The 23,074-nt window shown below is 64.3% G+C and carries 20 protein-coding genes and 2 pseudogenes; 14 read left to right on the top strand and 8 right to left on the bottom strand.

Going from position 1 to position 23,074, the window contains the following annotated elements; genetic code table 11:
* Positions 1–407 (bottom strand): ArdC-like ssDNA-binding domain-containing protein (locus ACTJKY_RS21520; RefSeq protein ID WP_440846862.1); only part of this gene is annotated, 407 nt, incomplete at its 3' end.
* 719 nt (positions 408–1,126) lie between these two features.
* On the opposite strand from ACTJKY_RS21520, the gene ACTJKY_RS21515 reads away from it, so the two are divergent.
* The 3 genes from ACTJKY_RS21515 to ACTJKY_RS21505 all read left to right on the top strand — a co-directional run bounded on the left by ACTJKY_RS21515 (position 1,127) and on the right by ACTJKY_RS21505 (position 4,090).
* On the top strand, positions 1,127–1,390 hold the full coding sequence (locus ACTJKY_RS21515; protein WP_440848116.1) for a helix-turn-helix transcriptional regulator: 264 nt from the start codon (positions 1,127–1,129) through the stop codon (positions 1,388–1,390).
* A 141-nt stretch (positions 1,391–1,531) separates the two neighbouring features.
* Entirely contained in the window at positions 1,532–3,001 is a 1,470-nt protein-coding gene (locus tag ACTJKY_RS21510) for an Eco57I restriction-modification methylase domain-containing protein (RefSeq protein WP_440848115.1), read from the top strand.
* A gap of 66 nt (positions 3,002–3,067) precedes the next feature.
* A complete protein-coding gene (locus ACTJKY_RS21505; protein ID WP_440848114.1) occupies positions 3,068–4,090 on the top strand; it encodes a hypothetical protein in 1,023 nt (340 codons plus the stop codon).
* A gap of 233 nt (positions 4,091–4,323) precedes the next feature.
* Here ACTJKY_RS21505 and ACTJKY_RS21500 read toward each other — a convergent pair whose 3' ends face one another.
* Both ACTJKY_RS21500 and ACTJKY_RS21495 read right to left on the bottom strand, forming a co-directional pair.
* Positions 4,324–5,175: an HNH endonuclease gene (locus ACTJKY_RS21500; RefSeq protein ID WP_440848113.1), complete on the bottom strand. Its 852-nt coding sequence runs from the start codon at positions 5,173–5,175 to the stop codon at positions 4,324–4,326.
* Positions 5,175–6,794, bottom strand: coding sequence for an AAA family ATPase (locus ACTJKY_RS21495; RefSeq protein WP_440848112.1), 1,620 nt, complete (start codon positions 6,792–6,794; stop codon positions 5,175–5,177). The genes ACTJKY_RS21500 and ACTJKY_RS21495 overlap by 1 nt, the downstream gene beginning before the upstream one ends.
* Positions 6,795–6,944: 150 nt before the next feature.
* Between ACTJKY_RS21495 and ACTJKY_RS21490 the strand changes: the two genes are divergently transcribed.
* The 3 genes from ACTJKY_RS21490 to ACTJKY_RS21480 all read left to right on the top strand — a co-directional run bounded on the left by ACTJKY_RS21490 (position 6,945) and on the right by ACTJKY_RS21480 (position 9,614).
* On the top strand, positions 6,945–7,463 hold the full coding sequence (locus ACTJKY_RS21490) for a hypothetical protein (protein ID WP_440848111.1): 519 nt from the start codon (positions 6,945–6,947) through the stop codon (positions 7,461–7,463).
* Positions 7,460–8,434, top strand: a complete 975-nt coding sequence (locus ACTJKY_RS21485; RefSeq protein ID WP_440848110.1) for a toll/interleukin-1 receptor domain-containing protein — start codon at positions 7,460–7,462, stop codon at positions 8,432–8,434. The genes ACTJKY_RS21490 and ACTJKY_RS21485 overlap by 4 nt, the downstream gene beginning before the upstream one ends.
* 409 nt (positions 8,435–8,843) lie before the next feature.
* The gene (locus tag ACTJKY_RS21480; protein ID WP_440848109.1) at positions 8,844–9,614 is read left to right on the top strand and encodes a hypothetical protein; all 771 of its coding nucleotides are present in this window, start codon (positions 8,844–8,846) and stop codon (positions 9,612–9,614) included.
* Positions 9,615–10,032: 418 nt separating this feature from the next.
* Here the strand turns inward: ACTJKY_RS21480 and ACTJKY_RS21475 are convergent, their stop codons facing one another.
* From ACTJKY_RS21475 to ACTJKY_RS21460, 4 genes are all read right to left on the bottom strand, one after another.
* Positions 10,033–10,257 (bottom strand): excisionase family DNA-binding protein, encoded by a 225-nt coding sequence (locus ACTJKY_RS21475; RefSeq protein ID WP_440848108.1) that lies wholly within the window; start codon positions 10,255–10,257, stop codon positions 10,033–10,035.
* 450 nt (positions 10,258–10,707) lie between these two features.
* Positions 10,708–11,085, bottom strand: coding sequence for an ATP-binding protein (locus ACTJKY_RS21470; RefSeq protein WP_440848107.1), 378 nt, complete (start codon positions 11,083–11,085; stop codon positions 10,708–10,710).
* Positions 11,086–11,489: 404 nt separating this feature from the next.
* Complete coding sequence (locus tag ACTJKY_RS21465; RefSeq protein ID WP_440848106.1) at positions 11,490–11,684, bottom strand: hypothetical protein; 195 nt, start codon at positions 11,682–11,684, stop codon at positions 11,490–11,492.
* A complete protein-coding gene (locus ACTJKY_RS21460; RefSeq protein ID WP_440848105.1) occupies positions 11,681–11,791 on the bottom strand; it encodes a hypothetical protein in 111 nt (36 codons plus the stop codon). Before ACTJKY_RS21460 ends, ACTJKY_RS21465 begins: the two co-directional genes overlap by 4 nt.
* Before the next feature lie 455 nt (positions 11,792–12,246).
* Here ACTJKY_RS21460 and ACTJKY_RS21455 point away from each other — a divergent pair, with 455 nt between their 5' ends.
* The 3 genes from ACTJKY_RS21455 to ACTJKY_RS21445 all read left to right on the top strand — a co-directional run bounded on the left by ACTJKY_RS21455 (position 12,247) and on the right by ACTJKY_RS21445 (position 15,955).
* Positions 12,247–12,567, top strand: a complete 321-nt coding sequence (locus ACTJKY_RS21455; protein WP_440848104.1) for a hypothetical protein — start codon at positions 12,247–12,249, stop codon at positions 12,565–12,567.
* 433 nt (positions 12,568–13,000) lie between these two features.
* Positions 13,001–14,467 carry a carotenoid oxygenase family protein gene (locus ACTJKY_RS21450; protein WP_440848103.1) on the top strand — a complete coding sequence of 489 codons (1,467 nt, stop codon included), beginning with the start codon at positions 13,001–13,003 and terminating at the stop codon, positions 14,465–14,467.
* A gap of 21 nt (positions 14,468–14,488) precedes the next feature.
* Complete coding sequence (locus ACTJKY_RS21445) at positions 14,489–15,955, top strand: aldehyde dehydrogenase family protein (protein WP_440848102.1); 1,467 nt, start codon at positions 14,489–14,491, stop codon at positions 15,953–15,955.
* A 25-nt stretch (positions 15,956–15,980) separates the two neighbouring features.
* Here the strand turns inward: ACTJKY_RS21445 and ACTJKY_RS21440 are convergent, their stop codons facing one another.
* Positions 15,981–16,148 (bottom strand): hypothetical protein, encoded by a 168-nt coding sequence (locus tag ACTJKY_RS21440; protein WP_440848101.1) that lies wholly within the window; start codon positions 16,146–16,148, stop codon positions 15,981–15,983.
* A 275-nt stretch (positions 16,149–16,423) separates the two neighbouring features.
* Here ACTJKY_RS21440 and ACTJKY_RS21435 point away from each other — a divergent pair.
* The 5 genes and pseudogenes from ACTJKY_RS21435 to ACTJKY_RS21415 all read left to right on the top strand — a co-directional run.
* Positions 16,424–17,223, top strand: a pseudogene (locus ACTJKY_RS21435) (FUSC family protein); the annotation flags it as partial.
* 99 nt (positions 17,224–17,322) lie between these two features.
* Positions 17,323–17,709 (top strand): FUSC family protein, encoded by a 387-nt coding sequence (locus ACTJKY_RS21430; RefSeq protein WP_440848117.1) that lies wholly within the window; start codon positions 17,323–17,325, stop codon positions 17,707–17,709.
* A 95-nt stretch (positions 17,710–17,804) separates the two neighbouring features.
* Positions 17,805–18,824 (top strand): annotated as a pseudogene (locus tag ACTJKY_RS21425) (glycoside hydrolase family 43 protein); the annotation flags it as partial.
* Between the two features lie 301 nt (positions 18,825–19,125).
* Entirely contained in the window at positions 19,126–21,978 is a 2,853-nt protein-coding gene (locus ACTJKY_RS21420) for a TonB-dependent receptor (RefSeq protein WP_440847295.1), read from the top strand.
* Between the two features lie 56 nt (positions 21,979–22,034).
* On the top strand, positions 22,035–23,074 hold a 1,040-nt coding region (locus tag ACTJKY_RS21415; RefSeq protein ID WP_440847874.1), incomplete at its 3' end, for an arabinan endo-1,5-alpha-L-arabinosidase.

Here is a 23,074-nt window from a genome sequence, read left to right as displayed (position 1 = left end):
CACTGGTCGACATTGAACACGGTGAAGCGCTTCAGAAACGCCAGCTGCCGCGCCTCCCGGTCCTCATCCCGCGCCCGCTCGGCCTCGTCCTTCGGTGTAAAGCGATCGGCATAACAGATCGTCGTGCCCCGCTCGCCGCGCCGTACGCTCCCGCCCGCCGCCTGCGCCTGCCGAAAGGTCAGCCAGCGCTGCGCGGCATAGCGCCCCTCGATCACCGCAGCCCAGAGGATCAGCACATTGATCCCCGAATAGCGCCGCCCAGTCACGGCATTGGCCGGCATCGCACAGCCACACGCCGCCGCATCCCAAAGCTGAACCCAGGGCAGCCGTCCCTGCTCCAGCTCGGCAATCACCCGTCCCGTCACCTCGGCATAGAGGCTCACCCGGTTCTCGTGTCCAACACCCATGATCCTTGCTCCTTCCAAAACACCGCAACCGGCGCCGGAAGGGCGGGGGGAGCGGCAGGAGCGAACCGGCAGTCCTGCCGTCAGAGGCAGGCCGCACCCGCAGGGCCGTAACGGAGTGGAGGAGCCGGGCACCGCCCGGCTTGCGGCATGCCGCGGCAGGACTAGAGGCGAGCGACGCTCCCCCCGCCCTTTCCCGCGTGCCGGCGCACCAACGCCGCCGCGCCACAGCGCGGCGACCATCTTCTCAGCGCAACCGCGCTGCCGGGCGCCGCCGGCGCCCGGACAAGAACCGCACCCTTGCAACCGGGCGGGCCCGCGCGGGTGGCGTGCGCGCGCCAGCACGTGCGCCAGCCGCCACCCGTGCCTCCCGCCCGGGCAAGTGTGCCACGCGGGCACCAGTACCTCGTGCGCCCTGGTGTCACCGCAGGCGTGCGCCAGCGCGCGCACCGCACCCGCGCTCCGCTGCCGGCACCTGCCGGCCCGATCCGCAGGATCGGCGCTCGCGTCCGCGATCAAAACCCGAAGGGCCGAGACGGCCACGCCGACTCGGTGCCGCAAAGCGGCGTGCGAGCGCAGTCACGCCGAAGGGGTGAGACGCCCTGGCACACCCGCCTTGAACCTAAGATGTTTCCTGTTCAACGACCGGGGGCCGGGAATCCCCAGGCGGCCCCATCTGGCCCCAACCAGGCTATTTTCCCGACCAGCCACTCGGCTCAAACTTGACCAAGAGCGCTCCACCAACCTTCAAACGATGCGAGGTGATCGCAATGCAACCCCAAGATCCTGACCGCAATCTCCGGATCAAGGCCGCCCTCGCGTTGACCGGCCTCACGCGGTCAACCCTCTACCGAAAAATGGAAGCCGGCACCTTCCCCCAGAACACGCAGATCAGCACCCGCTGCATGGGCTGGAGGGAATCCGTCATCACGGCATGGCTGAAAAATCCGATATCCTATGACACTGCCGATCGAGGGCCGGGATGATCGCTGCAGCAGATTACTCCGCCGCTACGTTTAGCCCATCCGTCGTGAAAATATCCTCACTGGCCTGCGATCTGCCTTTGTTCTTTATATGTTCCTACGCATCTGGTTGCGGAACGACGCGATCTGACTAAGGTGCGCGCGATGGTGGGGACCACTCCGGAATTTTCGCAGAAGCGCTCGGGCGCCTATTTCACGCCCGACGACATTTGCGCGGCGCTTGTCGCGTGGGCATGCCGCAAATCAAGCGACCGCATGCTCGACCCGTCGTGCGGCGACGGGCGATTTCTCTCGCTTCACCGCAACAGCGTTGGAATCGAGCAGAACCCAGTGTCGGCCTATGCCGCGATCGAACGAGCGCCCAGCGCGCTGGTTCACGAAGGAGACTTCTTCACCTGGGCCACGGAAACCCGCGAGCGCTTTGAGTGCGCCGCGGGCAACCCGCCATTCATCCGCTACCAGCATTTCAAGGGGGAGACCCGGCGGCGGGCGCTCGATCTTTGCCTTGCTTTAGGGGCCAGTTTCAGCGGTCTCACCTCCTCCTGGGCGCCCTTCATCGTCGCGACTGCCGGGCTGTTGAAGCGCGGTGGGAGGATGGCGTTCGTCGTGCCGGCTGAGATCGGCCACGCGCCCTATGCGGCCCCGCTGCTCGACTATCTCGTCCAGTCGTTCGCGAAGGTGCAGATCGTGGCTGTGCGCGACAAGCTCTTCCCGGAGCTGTCGGAGGATTGCTGGTTGCTCTACGCCGAGGGCTTTGGTGGAACGGCGGGTGCAATCGACATCACGGTAGTCGACAAGTTCGTACCGAAGAAAACACCCCCCAAGCCCTCGCAGCAGGTCGATCTCAAGGAGTGGCGCGAGATTTGGAACCGTCGCCTGCGCCCGTATCTGCTGCCGGCATCCGCGCGTAGCCTCTACGCAGCGACGCTGGGCCGTCAGGATACCTACCGGCTTGCGGACTTCGCCAGTGTGGGAATCGGCTATGTCAGTGGTGACAACCAATTCTTCCACCTGAGGCCCTCGGACGCCAAAAGGCTTCGCATTCCGGCGAGCCTGTTGCTGCCGTCGATCCGCAACGGACGTGCGATGCCCGATGCCCAGATCACCAAGGCGACCGTGGCAGAGTGGACGCGCAACGACGACCCGGTCCTGCTGCTGAGGCTAGCTCGCGACATCGAACTGCCAAACGCGGTTAAGGATTATCTCGACAGCGAACCAGGCCGCGAAGCGCGACTTGGCTATAAATGCCGCAATCGTGCGCCCTGGTACGTTGTGCCGGATGTGCAGATACCTGACTATGTGATGAGCTACATGTCGGGCCGTGCAGTCAACGTGGTCCGAAACCTGGCAGGCGTTTCCTGCACCAACAGCGTGCATGCCATCCGGCTTCGCGACAAGGCACTTGGTGCCAAGCTGATGCCCAAATGGTCCACACCGTTCGTGCGGTTGAGCTGCGAACTTGAAGGCCACGCGCTCGGCGGTGGCATGTTGAAGCTCGAACCGCGTGAAGCGGGGCGCATCGCTTTTCCAGCGGTTACGGCAACCAAGGCAAAAACCGAGATCCTTGAGGAGGCAATCATGGTGATGCAGCGCTGGCGGCATTATGCACATTGATCACCACGGCACTGCCCCACTTCTCGTCTTATCTCGACAGCTGTCGTTGACGCGAGCGAGCTGATCGTGGCCGCTGAACTTTCGTCAAAGGCCAAGGCTTGGGTCCTGTTCGATCACATCGTGGCGGATGCTCCGGTTGATGGTGTGCCCACCAATCCCTGGGTGCTGAATGCCGATGGCCAGCTCCACTTCGAGCCAGATTATGCAACGCTGGAGCGCTTGCTCGGCGTACCCTTGCATCTCAAAGCCAGCACCACCTCTGGAGTGCCGGCACTCGCGCTTGACGTCTGGCTTAGCTACGAGCTGCGCCGTGCCGGCTTCGTCGCCGACCAAGTATGGCCACGCCCGGTGCATCCCAGGATTCTGCCTGCCGCCGCCGCGAATTTGATCAAGTCGCTTCCCGGGGCATTGCGCGCGCAGGTCGCCGACCGCGTTGCCAAAATGAGTTCAATCCCGGGAGTCACGGCCTCGTCGGCCAACATTCTCGGCAAAAATTATCTGAAGCAGGTCGATGTCATCATGACTGACTGGGTCACCGGCCCAGAGCTGCTCATCTCGACCAAGCGGATGGACTCCTCCTACGGCAAGAATGCGCCCAACCGGATCGAGGAATCCTACGGCGACGCAAAGAACCTGCGGCTGCGTCATCCGCTTGCGGCACTCGGCTTCGCATTTGGCCTGCGGTCAGACATTCTCCAGAAGGAACCAAAGACCGCAGAATGGCTGTTCGACCTGCTTGCCAAGCTCGGGCAGGAAGACGACGCCTATCACGCAACCTGCCTCGTGATGATGGAGTACGCCGATGATGCGGCGGTTGCCGAAGCTGCCGCTGAGCAGCCGGCCGGCATCCTCGAACCCGGGCTCGAAGCCGAACCGAGTATAGAGGAAGTCGCGCTCGTCATCCCCGAGGCGACCGCTGCTGAGATCATCCAGACGTTACCGAAGGTGAAAATCCTCACCGACCCAATTCCGGCGATACTGTCTCCCGGACGGTTCCTGACGATGATGGTGACGCGCGTTTTGGCTGCGACGCCGGTCAACATGCATGAAGAGGCGCGGCACCGGCGGGCGTCCGCCATCACCGGCTAAACCCGGGATCACCAAGCGCGTCTCTATTTTATAGTGTTCAGGCAAAAGAAGCCCCTCTGGCCGCTGGTCACAGCGACGGACAACAAATCGGCATTTTGTTGAGCCGACCTGACACCTTAGGTTTGCTCAATTGAAATTGGCGCAGACCTTCGGGGGTTCGGCGCAGCCAACGGAAAGCTCACGCACTCAGCTCCTGCCGGCGCTGCTCGCCTCGTATCCAACCGGCACGCGCTCTACGCGGGCGGCGGACCGAGGTACCGCTCGGGCGCAGCGCAGAACGCCGGATCCGCGGCAAGAGTCCTCAGTAGCGCCACGCGCCAGTCGTTCCGACCGTAGGAAGCAATCAGGGCCGCGGAGGAGCGCTGCAGGAATTCGCTGAAGACCGCTTCGCCGGCAGCGTGAAGCATCAGTATGGCCGCCCGCTGTTCCGACAGATACTTGTTCACTTGCGCGCGGTAGCGGGCGTTCAGCCTCAGTCGGTCCAGCTGGAACTGGAGCTTGGCGGCAAGGGCGGGATCCATTGTTGGATTATCTATGCGGAACGTGACCGACAGCGTGCCGTCCGGATCAAAATCGGCATCCGCATGCAGGAAGTCTTCGTCCGGCAGCGGCTGGTAGTAGGCGTGGACCAGCCCTGGTCCCTGCGCGGCCGGCATTCCCGGATATACCGTCCGCTTGGCGTTGTTGCAGGGGCCGCAGCTCGGCACGAGGTTGCGCGGATAGATGGCGAGTTCGCCGTAGGTGCCCCGCGGCAGGTAGTGGTCGAGGTCCTTCACCTCGCCAAAGCCACAATACGGACAAGCCTGCGTCGAAGCCAGAATGCGCGCCCGCAAATCCTCCAGCCGGCCACCGATCTGCACCTGCGAATAGGCGTCGTGCATGAACTGCCGGGCGGCGTCGAGCGCAACAGGCCGCAAGCCGGGAGCGGGCTGCCCTAGCATCACTTCATATAGTGCGTAGACTGCGTGGATCGCGGCACGTTCAACCGGCGTCAGCGCATAGACCGCATTACCATTTTTGTATGTGAGCGCGGCGGTAAGATCGGCGTCCGCATCACCCAGGTCCTGAGCATCGAGCCGCCACATCAGCTTGCCCTGCCCGAGGCGAGCTTGGTCATTACGAACGCGCGCGCCTGCATGCTGAGGCCCCCCTCAAACAAACTCTCAATAATCTCCAGCGACATGCCCCGGTCGACCATGTTCGCCAGCGTCACATGGAAATCGGTCGCGTCGGTTGTCAGGCCGAAGACCTCATTCGTAATCTCGCCGATGCTCTCGCCATATGTCTGGATGCGTGGTCGGAATATCCACGTCTCGTCACCCGATCGGCGCACGATCGAAACGTGGCGGCTCAACGTCTCCTGCACCACGACCGGCGAATGCGTAGCGACGACGGCGAAAGCGTCATTCTTCCGAAGAATCGCGCGGACCGCATGCATCAGCGCGGCCAGCAAAGGCGGGTGCAGGTGGCTCTCCGGCTCGTCGATCAACACGATTGACTTGGGCTCGGTGAAGGCGACCAGCGAGGCGACGAGGTGCAGCGCGATTTTGTGGCCCGTGCTCCATTTCCTGAAGTTGCCGAGCGGATCGTTGGAGATCGTCGACGCAGGATGCTCGCCAAGATCCTGGAACGACACGTCGGAGGCAAGGATGCGGCAAACCTCCGCGAAAAGGTCCTGCCGCCCGATCTCCCAGATACGCTTCACCAGCGAGGCGAACTCGTCGGATAGCTGCTGGCTCGTTTTGAAGATCACCCGCGCCAGGCGGTCCGGTCCCTCCGCGGTGATTTCGTCGCCGTCTACGTCGCCGATGCCCTCGGCGGACCGTAGTTCCGCCGCGATGTCGCGCAGCCCGCAATAGTGGTAGCGCCCAATCCCGCGCGATGTCTCGTCGGCGATCTGACGCCGCTCGGAAGCGTCCACACCGGGGACCTGAAACGCGTCAAAGGCGCTATAGGCGACATTGACGACGCGGGTGAAGCCGATGCCCGGTGGGTCGATTGTTCCAATCGAGCGCAGCAGCTCCCCAGCGCGATCCCGCTGCGAAGCGTGAATCACCCGCGCTAGGCGCGACAGTAGCGTGCTCTTGCCCGACCCGTTCCTGCCGACGAGCACCGCGATCCGGTCGGGAAGCATATTTTCGCCCGCGCCCCACATGAAGGGGTCGTTCGGCGCCCGGAAATCGAGCTGGAGCGCGTTGTGCCATCCGGTGACCGCGAAGCTGAGCGACACGTCGAGGCGGGCGACCTTGTCATAGTCGCGGTCGAGCAGCACTAGCGCGTCGCGACGGAAGGTTGGCCAGTCGATGTAACGGAGCACCGATTTTTTCCAGCCGTCCTCCTCGTAGAATGTCGCCGCGTGATCTGTGTTCGTCAGCGCGTCGCGTAGGCGCGACAGGATCTCCGTCCGCAGGCCGTCGGGAAGCGTCGCCAGACGCTCGTAGTAGTCGAGGTCCTGGCCGAGTGAGACGAAGTCATCCCCCAGCTCAGGCAGCTCGCCGACGCCCATGTGGAAGGCACCGTCGGCGCGCTGGCCCCGCCGCAGGATCTTCACAGTGCCGATCTGCCCCGTAAAAGCCGGCGTGTTCAGGTATAGGTGGTACTGGGTGACGTAGGAGAAGTCGTTCCAATTGTCCTGCTTCAGCGCCGCGCCCTCGAATGGACTAGGTGCTATCTTCGAGGGCGGAAATACGGTGAACCTCGTCATCTTCGTCGGCGGCCTCAAGCGTCGGTTCGGGCACAGTATTAGCGGCGCAGTGCCACGGTCCAGTGCCATCGCGACCAACACGCGCTTTCCGACTTGATAGGCTTGCCGCAGAAGGCGAAGACATCGACGAGAAGTTGAGACGGAGTCTGGATGAACCACGATCTTTCCGACCTCGCGCAGAGCCTCGGGCGCTGGATGGCCGAGCAGTGCACCGACGGCCTGCCAGGCCACTTCGGAGAGGATCTGCTCGAACGCTTTCCAGACGAGGGCAGCCGTTCGATCGGCATCGCGCTAGCCGAGCTGGAGGCGAACGGCCTAGTTACGCTGAGCCACGTCATCGGACCGCATGTCCCGCGGGTGCGGACGACCGTGGAGCTGTTCGTCGCCTGTGACGCGGCAATCACCGGTCACGACCCGGTGGAGGATTCGGTGGTGCTGGCGCGCATGCTCCTCGCCGACCCGAACCTCGGCGGACGCGCAAGTGACCTGGAGGAGGCCGCGGGCTGGGAGCGCCGCCGCTTCAACCCTGCCTTCGCCCTGGTCATCCCAAACATCGCGCCGGGCCGCGTGCGCTCGTCGATCCAGAACGACTATCCGACCCTCGGCGTACTGATCGCCGACGAGGACGTCGTTCAACTGCGCCGCTACATCCAGCGGAGTTCGCGATGACCGACGCTAGATCCAATCCCGCCACTATGCCGCGTCCGAAGGTCTACTTGGCGCATGCGACTGAGGATAAGCCGATTGTGAGGCCAGTTGCGGCCTTTCTGATGGCCCAAGGCATCGAGGTGTGGCTGGACGAATGGGACATCGGCGCGGGCGAGAGCCTGCGACAGCAGATGGAGGCCGGCCTCGTGGGCATGACGCACTTCGTGGTCATGCTGACGCCGATTGCACTCACCATGCCGTGGGTGGCGATGGAGATCGACGCGGCCATCATCCGCAAGCTCGGCGGTGAGAGCCACTTCATCCCGCTCCTCGTCGGCGTCCAACCGAGGGACCTGCCGATCATGCTCCGGACGATCCTCGGCGTGCCGTTCGACCCGGCGAGCAACGCCGACCCGAAGTTGCTCGCAGATCGGCTCTGGGGTGTCAGCGCGCGGCCTGCACTCGGTCCGATTCCCCACCATGTTCGCGCGGCCGCGTCTGCGCCGCCGGGCTGGTCGGCTGCCGCCATCGCTATAGCGCGCCTGATGGTCACCACCAGCGAGTACGCGATGCTGCGCGATCCGGTTCTGAGCCTCACGGAGATACAGGCGGCGACCGGCCTCGGCGAGGAGGACGCGCGGCTTGGCGTGCTCGAACTCAAGGAAGCGGGACATCTGTGGGAGGGCGCAGTACAGGCCCACTACGCGCCGGATTGCCCGATGTTCGCCGAGTTCGCTAGCGCGTTCCTGCCGTTCGACCCGAGCGCTGATGCTACTGCGGTGGCGGTCCGCATGGTCGAGGGGACCGAGCGCGTGACAGACACGATGGCGCTGGCCAATGATCTTGGCTGGGACCCGCGGAGGATGAACTGTGCGATCTGCTACCTCCAACAGGTCGGCGCGATTGAGCAACGCCATGCGCTCGCCAACAGGCCGTGGCGGGCTGTCCAACTGATCAGGACCGACGAGACGCTGCGATTGGCCAGAAGCTGAGCGTGAGGCATGCCGGCACGTATCGACGAAGCACGCACGGGACAAAGTGTCGGACCGGAACATCGAGGGGGCCGTGGAACAGGTGAGCGATGTTCCGGCTGCGTAGCCTGCGCGCTTCGATTGGCGAGATCGCACGGTACCTCGACGCCGGCTCCGGCGACCTCTCGCCGTGCCGCCGGACATCCCCGCACGAGTGTAGGCAAGATCGACAAGAATTTGGTGCGCGGCGACATCGGCGCTGCGTCCTGTTGATCGTGATGGATCCGTGCGCGGGCAGTCGTCCGCGGCGGGGCCACTGTTCAACCGGCAGTGGATTGGGCGTTTTCCAGAGCGAGCCGGTCACTACAGTTGTTGTCGATGTGACCGCGATCACGTCGCGACGGTATCTTCCAGAAACGAAGGCATTCACATGAAGCACCGATGGGCAATTCAGGTCGCCAACAACTATTCCTGGTTCGAGAGCCTGGTCGATCAGCACAACGCCGTGGACATCGGCTTCATGGTGGACGCAGTAGACGCTCAGCCGAATCAATACGCGATCGTGTCGCACCACCTCGACGATCTGGCCGATGTGGACCAGGTGATCGACCGGGCGACGGCGCTGATAGCGCTGCTCGACGGCGCACTTTACCTGCAGCAGGGGCATTACGCCGGCATGCGCACCGCCGACCTGATCAACCTCGATGACTGCCGCCGCACAGTATTCGCGGACGGCAGCGTGCTCGCGGACCCGTTCTCGCCAAAGTGGAGTGGGGCGAGTGTCCCGCGTTCCTACGGTCACCTCGTGCTGCCCGCCGAGCGGATGCTGTTCATGGCGCGGACCGACGAGCTGACGCGCAATATGCTCAAGTTCCTAGGTGTGAACGGTCCCACCTGGATCGCGCTCTATGCCCTGAAGGACTACATGAAGAGTGGTGGATGGGACGAGGGCGCCCTCGCGAATGCGTCGGAAGTCAGCAAGAGCGAGGTCGAGCGCTTCCGCCGCACAGCCAACAACCCGGCCGCCATCGGGCCGTTCGCGCGGCACGGCGAGCAAGGGCACCAGCCGCCCGACGTCGCGATGACGCTGCCGGAGGCGCGCGCCATCATCTTGAAGGCAACCGGTAGGTTCCTCGACGAGCGCGCCCGGAAGCTCGACGTCGTCGGCAGCTACGAAGAGCAGCGGACGCCGAGACGCTGACGAGCCACGAAGTCGTTGACCGTGGGATGCGCTTCGTCAGCCATTGCGCCAATATAGACGTTGGCGGACGCGCGGTCACCGCCCCCGCAACTGGAAACGACTCGGCGCCGCGAATCGGCCTGCGAGGGCCGTTAGGCAACCTACACGAGCGACCAGAAGATCCATACTCCCCTGTGGCAGCATCCTCGAACGTCGCCTCAACGCTCCACCGAGCGCGCGCAGCTCGATCGTCGACGTCCACCACGTCCTTACCGCCGAAGATATTGGCGACCACCGGCTCGGTTTCGTTCATCACCCATTCGGACCAGCGGGCGCGGAAAAGCTCAACCTCGACTAGCGTCAGTAATAGCTTGCCCTTGAGCGCCCCCCGCCAGTGTAAAGGTGTCGATGAACGCGCTGTGCTGTATGGCGAACAACCCTACAGCTGCTCCGCGTCCAGCTCGGCAAACGCCGATAGCGCGCTGCCGCGCTTTTCATCGCGCGTGCGCTTGTAGGCGAATAAATCCTCAGCCTTGATCCGACGATGGCGGCCAGCGGTGTCGAATGCGATCTCGCCTTTCTCCAGCAACGAAATGAAGAAGGGACGAGGGACGTTCAGAATGTGCGCCGCCTGCTGGGTGCTGAGCATCTGGCTGACCGGCACCAGCGTCGCCGCATCTCTCCGGCGGGCGCGGAATTTGGATCGTTCCAGGCTGGCTGGTCTTCGTAGGATGTGATTGGATTTCACAGGAAGCGAGGATTTAGAATCGGTTTCGCAGCCGGTGATCGGCTTTCGCGCCTTCCTTTTTCAAAGCGGATGCCCGCCGACGAACTTACGATCAAGAAACTCGGACGGGCAGGACACGGCAAAAATCGCTTATTTCAACGTTTTGTTGAATGCCGTGGAATGCGCGGGTGGTCTCGGATCAAAACCCAATCAAGAAATGCGATTCAGGCCCAGCTGGGAAAGTAGCCTGCGCGCGGGTGATCCGGGTCCGCCAGTTACAGATAGCCCTCCCTCATCGCCTCTTTGATCACTGCGGAAATCTGCGCGGCGTTGCGGCGATCGACACTGAGCCGGTCGCATAGAGAGGCATTCCGCATTTTCTCCCCCTCAAGCCATTTGATCACCGAGTGCTGGTATGCCGCCTGGACACGTTCGCCGGGAGTCATGTCGGCGAACAGGCGGGCCATAGAGAATCACGTGGAGCGAGGCCTCGGTCGTCTGAAAAAGGGGCGGCGGCAGGTGCAATTCCTCGATCGCCACCACCACCTTGTCCAACCCGCTGCCTTGCTCCTCGCACAAGCCGATACGACGCATGAATGCGCCGATCGTTGGATTGCGAGACTTGGGAGGCAAGTCGATCATGCGCTCGGCTGCCACCAAGGGTTGACCAGGATTGGTAATCTCCAGACGGTCCTTGAACAAAGCGATCTGCGGACCGGCGCCTGCGATCGTCATATCCTGATGAATTAGCGCGTTTGCGATCAACTCGCGGATGGCGATCTGGGGAAATAGCGGAACCGCCTCGCGGAAGGCTGGACCGATATGCTCGGTCTTCGCACATGTTGACACGTGGATGCTGCGCCGCTTCTACTACTCCGATCCGGCCGGCGTCGCCGGCATCGGGTGGGAAGCGTTTCGCCGAACGATGCGCCAATGCGCAAGGCAGGCGTGCTGGTGACGGTCGGCAAACTGGACCGGGCATGATGGGCATCTCGGATGCTGGTGCTCGATGCCCAGGGTGATGTCTTGACCTAGTGGTGCCTGCCTATGACTATCGGAAGGCGGGCCGTCACTGGCAGAGGCCTGGACCGCCGTGGCCGAGGCGGTAGGGACCCTGACGGCAGCGCTCGCCGTAGCCTGAGCAGCGAAGCCGATGCGCCCAATCCGCCTCAGAACGAATAGGTGTGCGGCGTTTCCTGCACCGTCACCCAATGATCGGTGGTGACTTCGGCAACAATCCAGTCGCCGTTGAACCACCCCAAGCCCCCGTTCCTCTCGCCGCCGAACATGTTGGACGGGGTGTCATGGGTCGAGATGTTGTCGACGTGGGTCATCCCCGCTTCGATCTGCCGCGCCAGCTTCATACCGCGTGCCACGTCGCTGGTGAGATCGCGCTCGACAAACCGTATCCGGCGGCGTTGTCCAGCCGGACCGCATCGGCCTCGTCTTTCGCGCGGATGATTACAGCCACTGAGGCGAACTGCTCCGACTGAGGAAGGGGGTGTCGTTGGCTACGCCCGAAAAGATTTGCAGCGGCATCACCCCTGCCCCCACCGACCAGATTCTCGGTAAAGACGGCATCTCATGACACCGCGACTTTGCGAAGCGCGGTGTCACGTTGCCGGGCGATTATCAGCGGCCGATCGCCGCAGAATAGATGAGCGTATACGGCGAGTTGCACACGCCGTTCCCTGCAAAAGACGCCATTTTTCGCGCACTGTCGTCACTCAGCGCGGAAAGCGTCGCCCGTTGTCGCGCCGCCCAGCGCCAACTCAACGATTCGGTCGATCACCCGGTCGCGATCCTTCCATTTCATCACGAGCTTGGCCGGGTCCATTCCATACTGTGCGACGACGTCGAGAAGCTTCTCCAGATCTAGATTGGCTAGGTGTTTAGGCCCACCGCTCGCCCTATCCCTGAGCAAGCATGGATTTGCCGCCGTTCGACGGCCTGATGATGCAAATGCGTGTGCCCAGCTTGTTTAGCGTCATGGCGCAGGTTTTCTCTTCCCGATGCGCAATACGTGTACGGCCGGGCTCCTACAAACGGGCAGAACGCGGGACGGCAAAAGGCTTTCCCAATGGCAACGGAGAGGCAGACAGCCCCGTTCGTCGGGTATGGGATCGAGAAAAGGGAAAGCTGACTTGCTGCGTTGACCACGTCAGCCAGGGGCGCGGCAAGGTCGAAGACGAAGCAGTTACCATCGAGGCCGCGCACCTGCGGCTGCATCGGCGAACAGTGCAGTAAGGGCGTTCTCGCTTCCGGTGCCCGCCGCCGCGATAGCGCGGCAAGGGCGGCACGAAATCCGCCGCGGCCAGCGTTTGCCCTGTGCCCGGCATCAGGAGCAAGCGCCGCGATGGGGCCGACGCCAGACAGCCCTTACCTCGCGGGGTGATCGCGTAGCCCGCGGTGCGACAATAGAAATTGGCACTGCCCGCCGGCCCGGAACAGCCGAGTTCGGCATGGTGCAGCCGCGCGACCAGCGCATGGGTCAGCCGCGGATTTGGTGGGTCGGGAGTGACCGGAGACATCCTCCAGGAGGAAGCTCAAGATGCGGAATGGCGACAAACATTTTTCCGGTTATGCCGGAAAATCGTTGTTATGAGATTTCCGAGGGCCTATCTTCGTTCCACCACATTCGCCGATCCGTATGCATCCGGACGGTAAGGAGTTTGGAAAGATGACCCTCGCGTTTCCTGCGACTGCAGATTTCACCGGCCCGCTCTATGCGCCGTCTCGGTTCGAAGGGGCTGTGCGCGATCTTGAGGTGACGGGCACCATTCCCCCCGCGCTCAGCGGCACTTTCGTGCAGGTGGCACCCGATCCGATCTATCCGCCGATGCTGGGCGACGACATCTTCTTCAACGGCGACGGCGTGGTGACGGCCTTCCGCTTCGTCGACGGACATGTCGACGTCCAGCGGCGCTATGTCGAAACCGACCGCCTGAAGGCACAGCGGGCGGCGCGGCGCTCGCTACACGGCGTCTACCGCAATCCTTATACGAACGATCCTTCAGTCGCCGGCCTGAGTCCCAGCACGGGCAATACCAACATCGTTCCTTTCAACGGCATATTGCTGGCGCTGAAAGAAGACAGCCTGCCCTTCGCGGTCGATCCCGAAACGCTGGAGACGATTGGCGAATGGGATTTCCAGGGTCAGATCGGCAACACGCCCTTCACGGCACACCCCAAGTTCGATCCTGCCAACGGCAACATGCTGGCCTTCGGGTACGAGGCCGGCGGCACGGCATCGCGCGACCTTGTTTACTATGAATTCGCCGCCGACGGGCGAAAGCTGCGCGAAATCGGGGCCCAGTCGCCCTATGCCGGGATGGTGCACGACTTCGCCGTGACCGAGCGTTTCGTGGTGTTTCCCGTTCTCCCCGTCACCGCCGATCTCGACCGGATCAAGGCTGGCGGACGTCACTTCGCGTGGCACCCCGAGCTCGGCTACCAGTTCGGTGTGATGCGCCGCGACGGCGACGGGTCGGACATTCGCTGGTTCACCGGTCCCAATTGTTTTCAGGCGCATGTGCTGAACGCGTTCGAGGTCGGCGAATTGGTACAGCTGGACATGCCGTCGGCGGACGGCAACGTCTTTCACTTCTTTCCCGAAGCGGACGGCACCGTGCCTGCGCCAGAATCGCTGCACTTCGAGCTGACACGCTGGACCTTGGACCTAGAGTCCGATTCAAACGAGGCCGTCCGCACGACGCTACTTGACGCGCCCTGCGAATTTCCGCGCTGCGACAACCGCGTCGCCGGGCGCCGCTATCGCCATGGCTTCATGCTCGGGCTCGACATGCGCGAATATGCCGTTGAGCGGCTGGGACCTCCGCCGTTCCAATTCCTCAACCTGCTGCTGCACATCGACGTGACGACCGGTGGGGTAAAGCGCTGGGCACCTGGCGACGCGGAGTGTTTCCAGGAGGCGACCTTCGTGCCGCGCAGTGAGGACGCCCCCGAGGGAGATGGTTATCTGCTCGCGCTAGTCAACCATTTGGAGACGAGCACGACCGAGCTGGTGATTCTCGAATCGCTCGCGGTGGACCGGGGGCCGGTCGCCCGTGTCAAATTGCCCTTCCGGCTGCGCATGAGCCTGCATGGCAACTGGCTGCCCACCACGCCCACCACTCTCGTCGCCTGAGGGAATCAAAGGAACAACGCCATGTCTTCTCCCTACACCGGGCTCGACCGCCAGTTCATCGGCGGACGCTGGGTCGACGGCACCTCCGGAAAGACCGCCCCCAACCACAATCCGTTCGACGGCAGCCTCCTTAACGAAATCGCGCTGGCCAGCGCGGCCGACCTCGACGCGGCCTATCAGGCCGCGCACAAGGCGCAGCGGGCGTGGCGACTGACCGGGCCGAGCGAGCGCGCCGAGCTGTTTCTGCGCGTTCTGGCCATCCTCGACGCGCGCAAGGACGAAATCATCGGCTGGCTGGTGAAGGAGAGCGGGTCGACGCTGCTCAAGGCGACGGTCGAATGGGGCTCGATGCGTGGCGGGACGATCGAGGCAATGACGCTGCCGTCACGGGTCGAGGGCCGGATCATGCCGATCGACCAGCCCGGCAAGCAAAGCTTTGTCTTCCGCGAGCCGCTGGGTGTAATCGGCGTCATCAGCCCCTGGAACTTCCCGCTGCACCTGTCGCATCGCTCAATCGCTCCCGCGCTGGCGCTGGGCAATGCGGTGGTGGTGAAGCCCGCCGAGGATACGCCGGTCACCGGGGGGCTGCTTATTGGCAAAATCTATGAGGAAGCCGGCCTGCCCGCCGGCCTGCTCAACGTCGTCATTGGTGACGTCGCCGACATCGGCGATCCCTTCACGCTGCACCCCGTACCGCGGCTGATCTCGTTCACGGGTTCGACGCGGGTGGGCAAGCATATCGCGGCGCTGGCAGCGGGCGGCAAGCAGCTTAAGCGTGTCGGGCTGGAACTGGGTGGCAATGCGCCGATCGTGGTATTGGACGACGCCGATCTCGATCTGGCGGTGCGCGCGGCGGCGTTCGCGCGCTTTCTGCACAACGGCCAGATCTGCATGAGCGGCAACCGCATCATCGTCACCGCGAACCTCTACGACACCTTCGTCGAGCGCTTCGTCGCGCATGTTCGCGGCTTCCAAACGGGCGATCCCGCGGATCCGCAGACCGTCATCGGCCCGTTGATCAACGCCAAGCAGCGTGACGCGGCGGTACGCAACATCACCGCCGCGCGAGACGCGGGGTTCGCCGAGCTGCTCGGCGGCGAGGTGCAGGGGCAGGTGGTGCCGCCGCACGTATTCGCCGGGGTACCGAACGACAGTGCGTTCGCTCAGGCAGAACAGTTCGCGCCGGTGGCGCCGCTGATCCGCGCCGCCGACGAGGCGGAGGCCGTCGCCCTCGCCAACGCCACAGAGTTCGGCCTATCGAGCGCGGTGTTCACCCGCGACACCGCGCGCGGCATGCGCGTTGCGCGGCAGATCGAGGCTGGCATGACCCATGTCAACGACATTTCGGTGCAGGACAGCCCGTTCAACATGTTCGGCGGCGAGAAAAACAGCGGCATCGGTCGGTTCAACGGCGACTGGATCGTCAACGAGTTCACCACTGACCATTGGATCACCGTGCAGCAAATACCGCATGACTATCCGTTCTGATCCGGCGGCGGCAATCGACCCCCGATCAGTCGACGGTCATCACCTTGGTCAGCGCGACGTCGGCCGTCATGTCGGCCGGCGTCGTGATCGCCAGCCGCTCTCGGGCGGCTCGGAACGGCCAGGCCCTGACGACGAAGCCAATGCTGCTCAGCCTCGTCCGGTTCGCGGGAGTGGGAGCGGAGATGCCCATCATCCCTGCGCGTCGTGGATCAGCGGGTCGAGGTGCCGCATCAGCCCGTCCAGCTCGATCACCGACGGGCCGATGGTGGTGCAGCGTCCGTCATGCCACCAGCAGGCCGGCATCCACCTGGTTGCGGCGGCCGTATTGACAGGCGGTGCTTCTCGACAGGCCGAGGGTCGCCGTGTTCTCTTCCAGCCGTTATTCCGGCTGCTCGATCTTCAACAGGTTAGGATGGGTAGCACCTTGTCGGCTGTCTCCATGGTTCGTTCGCTGGCCGGCGACGGCCTATGTACAGCCCCTCTGCTAGCGTGACCCGAACCGTCACGCCAAGGCCGGGCGTTGATTCGAGCGTGCGCGCCGCGCTCTCGCTTACCGAGGCCTCGGCGATCGGGCTGCTTGTCGCCGCGACGCTGGGGATTCGCAAACCGTGGTGGGCGGCGATGACGGTGTTCCTCGTGGCACAGCCGACGCACGGGCTGCTGCTGGAGCGCGCGCTGGCCCGTTGGCCGGGTACGATCGCGGGGACTCTCGCCGGAGAGTTGATGCTCTCTGCACTCAACGGTCTCCAAGTCCCGACCCTCGCGGCGCTGACGCTTTGGCTCGGGTTGTGTGCGGCGGGGGGAGCATCGTCCTGCATTTCCGCACCTATGCATTTACCCTCGCCGGCTATTCGGCGGCCATCGTCGTACTGTCGCAACTGGCACATGGCGGGGCCGGTGCGTCGATCGCCGCCGATCGCGTGTGGTGCACCGTGATCGGCATCGCCGCATCGCCGCTTGTTGTCTTCGGCTGGTCCACGCCGGCGCGTGGCGAGCCAGTGGCGACATGCTATGCGCGGCTGGCCGCCGCAGTGCTCGACCGAGTCGAAGCGTCGCTCGAAAAAGCGGCCAACCCCGTCCCCGACAGCCTTGCCGCCGAGATCGAGCGACTGGACCGAGAGGCGGACGACATCGCCGCCGGCTCGCGCGCCGGGCGGCTTGCCGCGTACCGGGTGCGGTGGACATCGGGCCTGTTGCTCGAATTGCTCGCACTCACAACGGCTGCAGGGCGCACCGCGGCCGCGCCGGGCCAAGCGAGCTACAGCGCGCGGCGTATCGCGGTACTGCGCGACCAGGCAGCGCACGCCGGTCAGGCCGCGCTCGCCTCGACGCTGACCGAATTGGCGCTGTGGAGCGGGACACCGGGAATGCGGCTGCGCTGGCGCCGGTGCAACGCGACGCGCTCGATAAGGCGGACACTCCGCGCGGCGGCAGGGCCGGTCGTCGCGATCACGCTTGCGTCGCAGCTATGGCTTGCCACCGGCTATGGCGACGGTGCCGCGATGACGATGACAGCGGCGCTGTTCGCATCGCTGCTGTCCAGCAACGTCCGGGGCGATCAGGTGATGCGCCACGTTTTGACCGGCTGTTCGCTCGGGGTCGTGTTGGGGGAGGTATACCGGCTCGCGCTTCTTCCGCATGTCGGCGGGACCATCGCGACAGTCGGGTCGCTTCTTCCAATGCTCCTATTCGGCGCATGGCTGATCCGCCGTCCCGCGACCAAGCTTGACGGTTGCCTTATTTTGTCAGAGTAAAAGATTCGTATATAGCTTTAGTGAGGTTGCCGGCTCGATCGCACGTCGAAGCTGGTCGGGAAGCTGTGAACAAAAAAAACTTGGTGGAGTACCTGATGCTTACCCGACGTTTCTTCCTGGCTGGCGCTGCCGCCGCCTCGGCGACCCCCGCACTGGGCCGGGCCGCGACGCCGACCATCGTCAACCCGGTTGTGCGCCAGCGTGCGGATGCGCAGGTGTTCCGCCACACCGACGGTTGGTACTACATGACCGGATCGGTGCCCGAATATGATCGGCTGGTACTGCGCCGCTCGCGTACGCTTGCCGGCCTGTCGAACGCGCCCGAACGCGTGCTGTGGCGCCATCAGGCCAGCGGACCGATGTCGGGCTTTCTCTGGGCGCCGGAACTGCATCTCGTCGACGGCAAATGGGTGATGTATTTTGCTGCCGGCCCCAGCGGTGGTGGCGAGGACGTGTTCCGCATCCGGACCTATGCGGTGGTGTGCGACGGCCATGATCCGATGACGGGCAACTGGTCGGTGCTCGGCCAGCTTCAGACCCCGTGGGACAGCTTCAACCTGGATTCCACCAGCTTCGTCCACAAGGGCCGGCGCTATCTGGCCTGGGCGCAGCGCGAGCCGGGCATCGACACCAATTCGAACCTCTACCTCGCCCCGCTCGCCTCGGCGCTGACCCTAGCGGCGAAGCCGGTCCGGCTGTCGGTGCCGACGCTCGACTGGGAAATCCGCGGGTTCAAGGTGAACGAGGCTCCGGCGGTGCTCGCCCGCAACGGCAAGCTGTTCCTGACCTATTCGGCAAGCGCGACCGATTCGCGCTATTGCCTGGGGATGCTTACCTGCCGCGCCGACGCGGACCTGATGGAGGCGGCCAACTGGTCGAAGTCGCCGGTCCCGGTCTTCAAGACGTCGGCTGAGCACAAGATTTTCGGCCCGGGCCACAACAGCTTCACTGTCGACGAGCGTGGCCGCGACGTGCTGGTCTACCATGCCCGCGACTATGACCACATCCAGGGCGACCCACTGTTCGACCCCAACCGCCACACGCGGATGCAGTATTTCCGCTACGCGGCCGACGGCACGCCGGTCTTCGGTACGCCGGTAGCGAACGGTCCCCTGCGGCGCAGCTAAATGCGCAGCGCTTCGGCTCCGGCCTGCGCCGGAGTCGAGGCGCGCCCGCATTACTCTGATAAATGTGACTCCTGATGGTGCGCTCGGGCCGCGAGATTGCGTGGTTTCGGGCCGTTATCGCTAACTATGTGGCAAATTTGCAACTTCTTCGCTGAAATATGCCGGACTAATAGCGTACAACCACACGTCGGCGCTTGCTGCGTACACGCATCCTGATATCCAAAAGTCCGAGTAATGGCGCCACAAGAGCGCTGTCTTAGTGAACCTTTAGTCGTGGGGAGGATACCAGATGGTGTCGAAATTGCTGTTTCTGGCTTCGGTTTCCGTAGCGTCGATCGCGATCAGCGGTCAGGCGGAAGCGCAGGCCAACCTCGTTTCCGGCGGGGATGCGCAGCAGCAGGCCGGGGCACCGCAGGACCCGGTAGCCGACGAGATCGTCGTCACCGGCGTGCGCGCCTCGATCGTCGGTGCGCTCAACCGCCGCCGCGAATCCACCCAGATCGTCGACTCAATCGTGGCCGAGGACGTCGGCAAACTGCCCGACAACAACGTGGTCGAGGCGCTCCAGCGCGTCACCGGCATCCAGGTCACCGATCGTGGCCAGGGCGAAGCCGCCGGCATCCAGATCCGCGGTCTGCCCGACGCGCTGACCACACTCAACGGGCGCAACATCTTCACGGCGGCCGGCCAGTCCTTCTCGCTGCAGGACGTCTCGGCGAACCTCATCCAGCGCGTCGATGTCTACAAGACCCGCGCGGCCGATCAGATCGAGACCGGCCTTGCCGGCCAGGTCGATGTGGTGACGCGCCGTCCGTTCGACTTCAAGGGCCTCGCCGTCTCCGCGCTGGCTCGCGGGATCTACGACCAGGAAGCGGACAAGATCAATCCGAACGCCGCGCTGCTGATCAGCGATCGGTGGGAAACCGGCATCGGCGATGTCGGCCTGCTGGTGAACGGCAGCTACACCCGCTCCAAGTTCCGCACCATGTCGGCCACGGCCGGCGCGTTCGTGCCGTTTGCGACGCTCAACCCGCCGGCCGGCACGGGCCTCACCGGCTTCCAGCGCATCTTCCCGGCGGCGACCGACCCGAAGACCGGCGCGTTCCTCTCGGGTCCAGGCGTTGGCGACTGGCAGGTCGGCACCCAGACGGGCCTGCCCACCGCGGTCGGATCGACCCTGCCGGTCAACGGCATCGCGACGCCCTATTGGCTGTCGCGCGACGCGGTGTTCAGCTCGGACCTGTACGGCAAGCGCGAGCGCCCCTCGGCCAATGCGGCATTCCAATGGGCGCCGAACAGCAGCTCGGTCTACACCGCCGAGATATTCTATTCGGGCTTTCGCGGCGAGACCTATAACAGCCTGCAGTTCAGCTTCGTCGATTTCTGGGGCAATCCGCAGGCCCCGACGCTGTATGACGGCACCAACATCGTGAAGTCGCGCGTGGCGAACAGCGTCTACGGCTTCAACAGCGGCGACTATACCCGCAGCCAGACCGACAGCTTCGTCTATGCGCTGAACGGCAAGTGGGACCTGGGCAGCCGCGGCGGCATCGTCGCCGACCTCGCCTACCAGACCAGCACGTACAAGACCGCCTTCTTCGCGATGCGCACGGACCGGGTAGCGAACCAGATCACCGCCGACTTCAACGGCGGCGGCGGCATCCCTTCCTATCATTTCGACAATGATGCGGCGCTGGCCGATCCGAGCGTGTGGAACGTCGCCCAGCTCTACGACAACGCCAATCGCGACAAGGGCAGCGCCTTCACCGCCACGCTCGACGGCCATTACGGCTGGGACGAGGGCTTCCTCCGCCAGATCAAGGCCGGCTTCCGCTTCGATGATCGCAAGGCCTCGAGCGACGTGCGCACCGCCGATGCCGCCAATCTGGGCCGTCCGCTCTCCACCCTGCCGGCCGGGGCGAGCTTCACCAATTCGGACTTCTTCGAAGGCCGCGGCGACGTGCCGACCAGCTGGGTGACGGCCAACGGCTATTACAACTATGCCCATGCCGACGAGATCCGGAAGCTCTACGGGCTCAAGACCTCCGACCAGCTGACGATGACGCGGGTGTTCGACGTCGAGGAAAAGACCACCGCCGCCTATGTCCAGGCCGACGGCCAGCTGACCATCTTCGGTCGGCCGCTCAATCTCCAGGCCGGCGTGCGCTATGTCGCGGTGGATACCGACGCGGTTTTCGTCGATCGCTTCAACAACGGCGCGATCTCGCGCGCCTCGCCGGGATCGGACCGCTTCCTGCCCAGCTTCACCGCGCGCTACGACATCCTGCCGAACCTGCGCGCCCGCTTCAATTACGGCCAGACGCTGCGGCGGCCGAACTTCGGCGACATCAACCCGAACTATTCGCTGACCGGCGACCTCACCAATGTCGGCTATGGCAGCGGTTCGGCGGGCACGGCGGGCCTCCAGCCGACCACGTCGAAAAACTATGACGCGGCGCTCGAATGGTATCTCGGCCGCAACAGCGCGATCACCGTCACCGGCTTCCGCCGCGACATCCAGGGGCTGGTGGTGCCGGTGAGCCAGCTGGAGTTCATCCCGAACAACGGCATCGTCGCGGGCGCCACCAACAACTTCGTGATCAGCCGCCCGGCCAATGCCTCGAACGGCGTGCTCAAGGGCGTGGAAGTGGGGCTCACCTATTTCCCGACCTATCTGCCCTCGTTCCTCGATGGCCTGGGCTTCCAGGGCAGCCTGACGGTGCTGGACTCGAGCCAGAACGTGCCGATCTACGACAATGGCGGCAAGAAGATCGGCGAGCAGCAGTCGAGCTTCTTCGGCGTCTCCGACTTCTCGTACAACGCCACGCTCGCCTATGATAAGGGCCCGATCGGCGCGCGACTTTCCTATGTGTACCGTAACGCCTGGCAGGTGCGAAACGAGTCGCGACTGTTCGCCAACCCGCTGGGCGTGTGGCGCCGGGCCGAGGCCAGCCTCGATCTCCAGCTGACCGCGCGGATCACCGATCGCCTGGGCCTGACATTCGACGCGGTGAACCTGACGCGCACCAAGCAGCAGGAATATTACCGCTTCGGCGATGTCGGCGACAAGGATCGCTTCAACCTAGGCACGGTGCTGATCCCGCGCACCTTTGCGATCGGGGCCCGCTACAGCTTCAACTGATCTCCTGACGGGCGGGCCCAACGGCCCGCCCGCTTTGCATTCGGAAGGAATTGCCCGTGAAGCGCATCTCGCCGCTCGCGCTGCTGCTCGCCTCGGCCTGTGGCGGCAACGACAGCCCGCCGCCCGCCTCGGTCGTCGTCGTGCCCGCCGCGACGCCGACGCCCAGTCCGACGCCAGCGCCCACACCGGCCCCGACAGCCAGCCCGACGCCGACCCCGATCGCGCTCAGCGGCGCGGTCAGCCCGGTGCACGATCCCTCGATCCTGAAGGACGGCGACAGCTATTACCTGTTCACCACCGGCAATGCCGGGGATCCGGAGGGGCTGCTGGCGTTGCGCACGGCGCCGGATATGCGCGCCTGGACGTTGCGCGGCGGCAGCTACCTCGCGTTGCCCGACTGGGCGCGCACCGCGGTTCCGGGCGCAACCGGCATGTGGGCACCGGACATCTCGAAGGTCGGCAGCCAGTATCGCCTCTATTATTCGGTTTCGACCTTCGGCAAGAACCAGTCCGCGATCGGCCTGGCCACCGCGACCAAGATCGATCCGGCGGCACCGGCCGCCAACTGGGTCGATCAGGGCCCAGTGATCCAGTCGCAGACGACCGACGATTTCAACGCGATCGATCCGATGGCCTTTGCCGATGCCGACGGCCGTTCGTGGCTGGTATTCGGCAGTTTCTGGTCCGGCATCAAGCTGATCCGCATCGACCCCGCGACCGGCCTGCGCCTTGCCGGCGATTCGGCACCACGGGCGCTCGCGCAGCGGCCTGCCCCGGACGCGGTCGAAGCTTCGTACATCATCCGCCACGGCAGCTATTACTATCTGTTCGTATCGTTCGATTCCTGCTGCCAGGGGGCGGCGAGCACCTACAACACCGTCGTCGGGCGCGCCTCGGCACCGGACGGCCCCTATGTCGATCGCGACGGGCGGGCGATGATGCAGGGCGGCGGCACGGTGGTGCTCACCAACGGCCAAGGCGACGGCAGTCGTTTCGTCGGCCGCGGCGGCGCGTCGATCCTCCAGCAGAGCGACGGCGACTATATCGTCTACCACGCCTATGACCGGCAGCAGAACGGCACCCCCACGCTGCAGAT

The sequence above is a fragment of the Sphingomonas sp. 22176 genome, assembly GCF_052045505.1.
In the GTDB taxonomy this organism is placed as follows: Bacteria; Pseudomonadota; Alphaproteobacteria; order Sphingomonadales; family Sphingomonadaceae; genus Sphingomonas.
Note: the sequence above shows the minus strand (reverse complement) of the source record. Positions and strands in the feature narration are given on the sequence as shown.

What these genes read in the sequence shown, in the direction of transcription:
- ACTJKY_RS21450 (WP_440848103.1), top strand. Translation starts at nt 13,001, where the DNA reads ATGACCCTCGCGTTTCCTGCGACTGCAGATTTCACCGGCCCGCTCTAT.
- ACTJKY_RS21445 (WP_440848102.1), top strand. Translation starts at nt 14,489, where the DNA reads ATGTCTTCTCCCTACACCGGGCTCGACCGCCAGTTCATCGGCGGACGC.
- ACTJKY_RS21490 (WP_440848111.1), top strand. Translation starts at nt 6,945, where the DNA reads ATGAACCACGATCTTTCCGACCTCGCGCAGAGCCTCGGGCGCTGGATG.
- ACTJKY_RS21465 (WP_440848106.1), bottom strand. Translation starts at nt 11,684, where the DNA reads ATGAAGCTGGCGCGGCAGATCGAAGCGGGGATGACCCACGTCGACAAC.
- ACTJKY_RS21455 (WP_440848104.1), top strand. Translation starts at nt 12,247, where the DNA reads ATGGATTTGCCGCCGTTCGACGGCCTGATGATGCAAATGCGTGTGCCC.
- ACTJKY_RS21420 (WP_440847295.1), top strand. Translation starts at nt 19,126, where the DNA reads ATGGTGTCGAAATTGCTGTTTCTGGCTTCGGTTTCCGTAGCGTCGATC.
- ACTJKY_RS21510 (WP_440848115.1), top strand. Translation starts at nt 1,532, where the DNA reads ATGGTGGGGACCACTCCGGAATTTTCGCAGAAGCGCTCGGGCGCCTAT.
- ACTJKY_RS21480 (WP_440848109.1), top strand. Translation starts at nt 8,844, where the DNA reads ATGAAGCACCGATGGGCAATTCAGGTCGCCAACAACTATTCCTGGTTC.
- ACTJKY_RS21500 (WP_440848113.1), bottom strand. Translation starts at nt 5,175, where the DNA reads ATGTGGCGGCTCGATGCTCAGGACCTGGGTGATGCGGACGCCGATCTT.
- ACTJKY_RS21440 (WP_440848101.1), bottom strand. Translation starts at nt 16,148, where the DNA reads ATGATGGGCATCTCCGCTCCCACTCCCGCGAACCGGACGAGGCTGAGC.
- ACTJKY_RS21485 (WP_440848110.1), top strand. Translation starts at nt 7,460, where the DNA reads ATGACCGACGCTAGATCCAATCCCGCCACTATGCCGCGTCCGAAGGTC.
- ACTJKY_RS21495 (WP_440848112.1), bottom strand. Translation starts at nt 6,794, where the DNA reads ATGACGAGGTTCACCGTATTTCCGCCCTCGAAGATAGCACCTAGTCCA.
- ACTJKY_RS21430 (WP_440848117.1), top strand. Translation starts at nt 17,323, where the DNA reads ATGCGGCTGCGCTGGCGCCGGTGCAACGCGACGCGCTCGATAAGGCGG.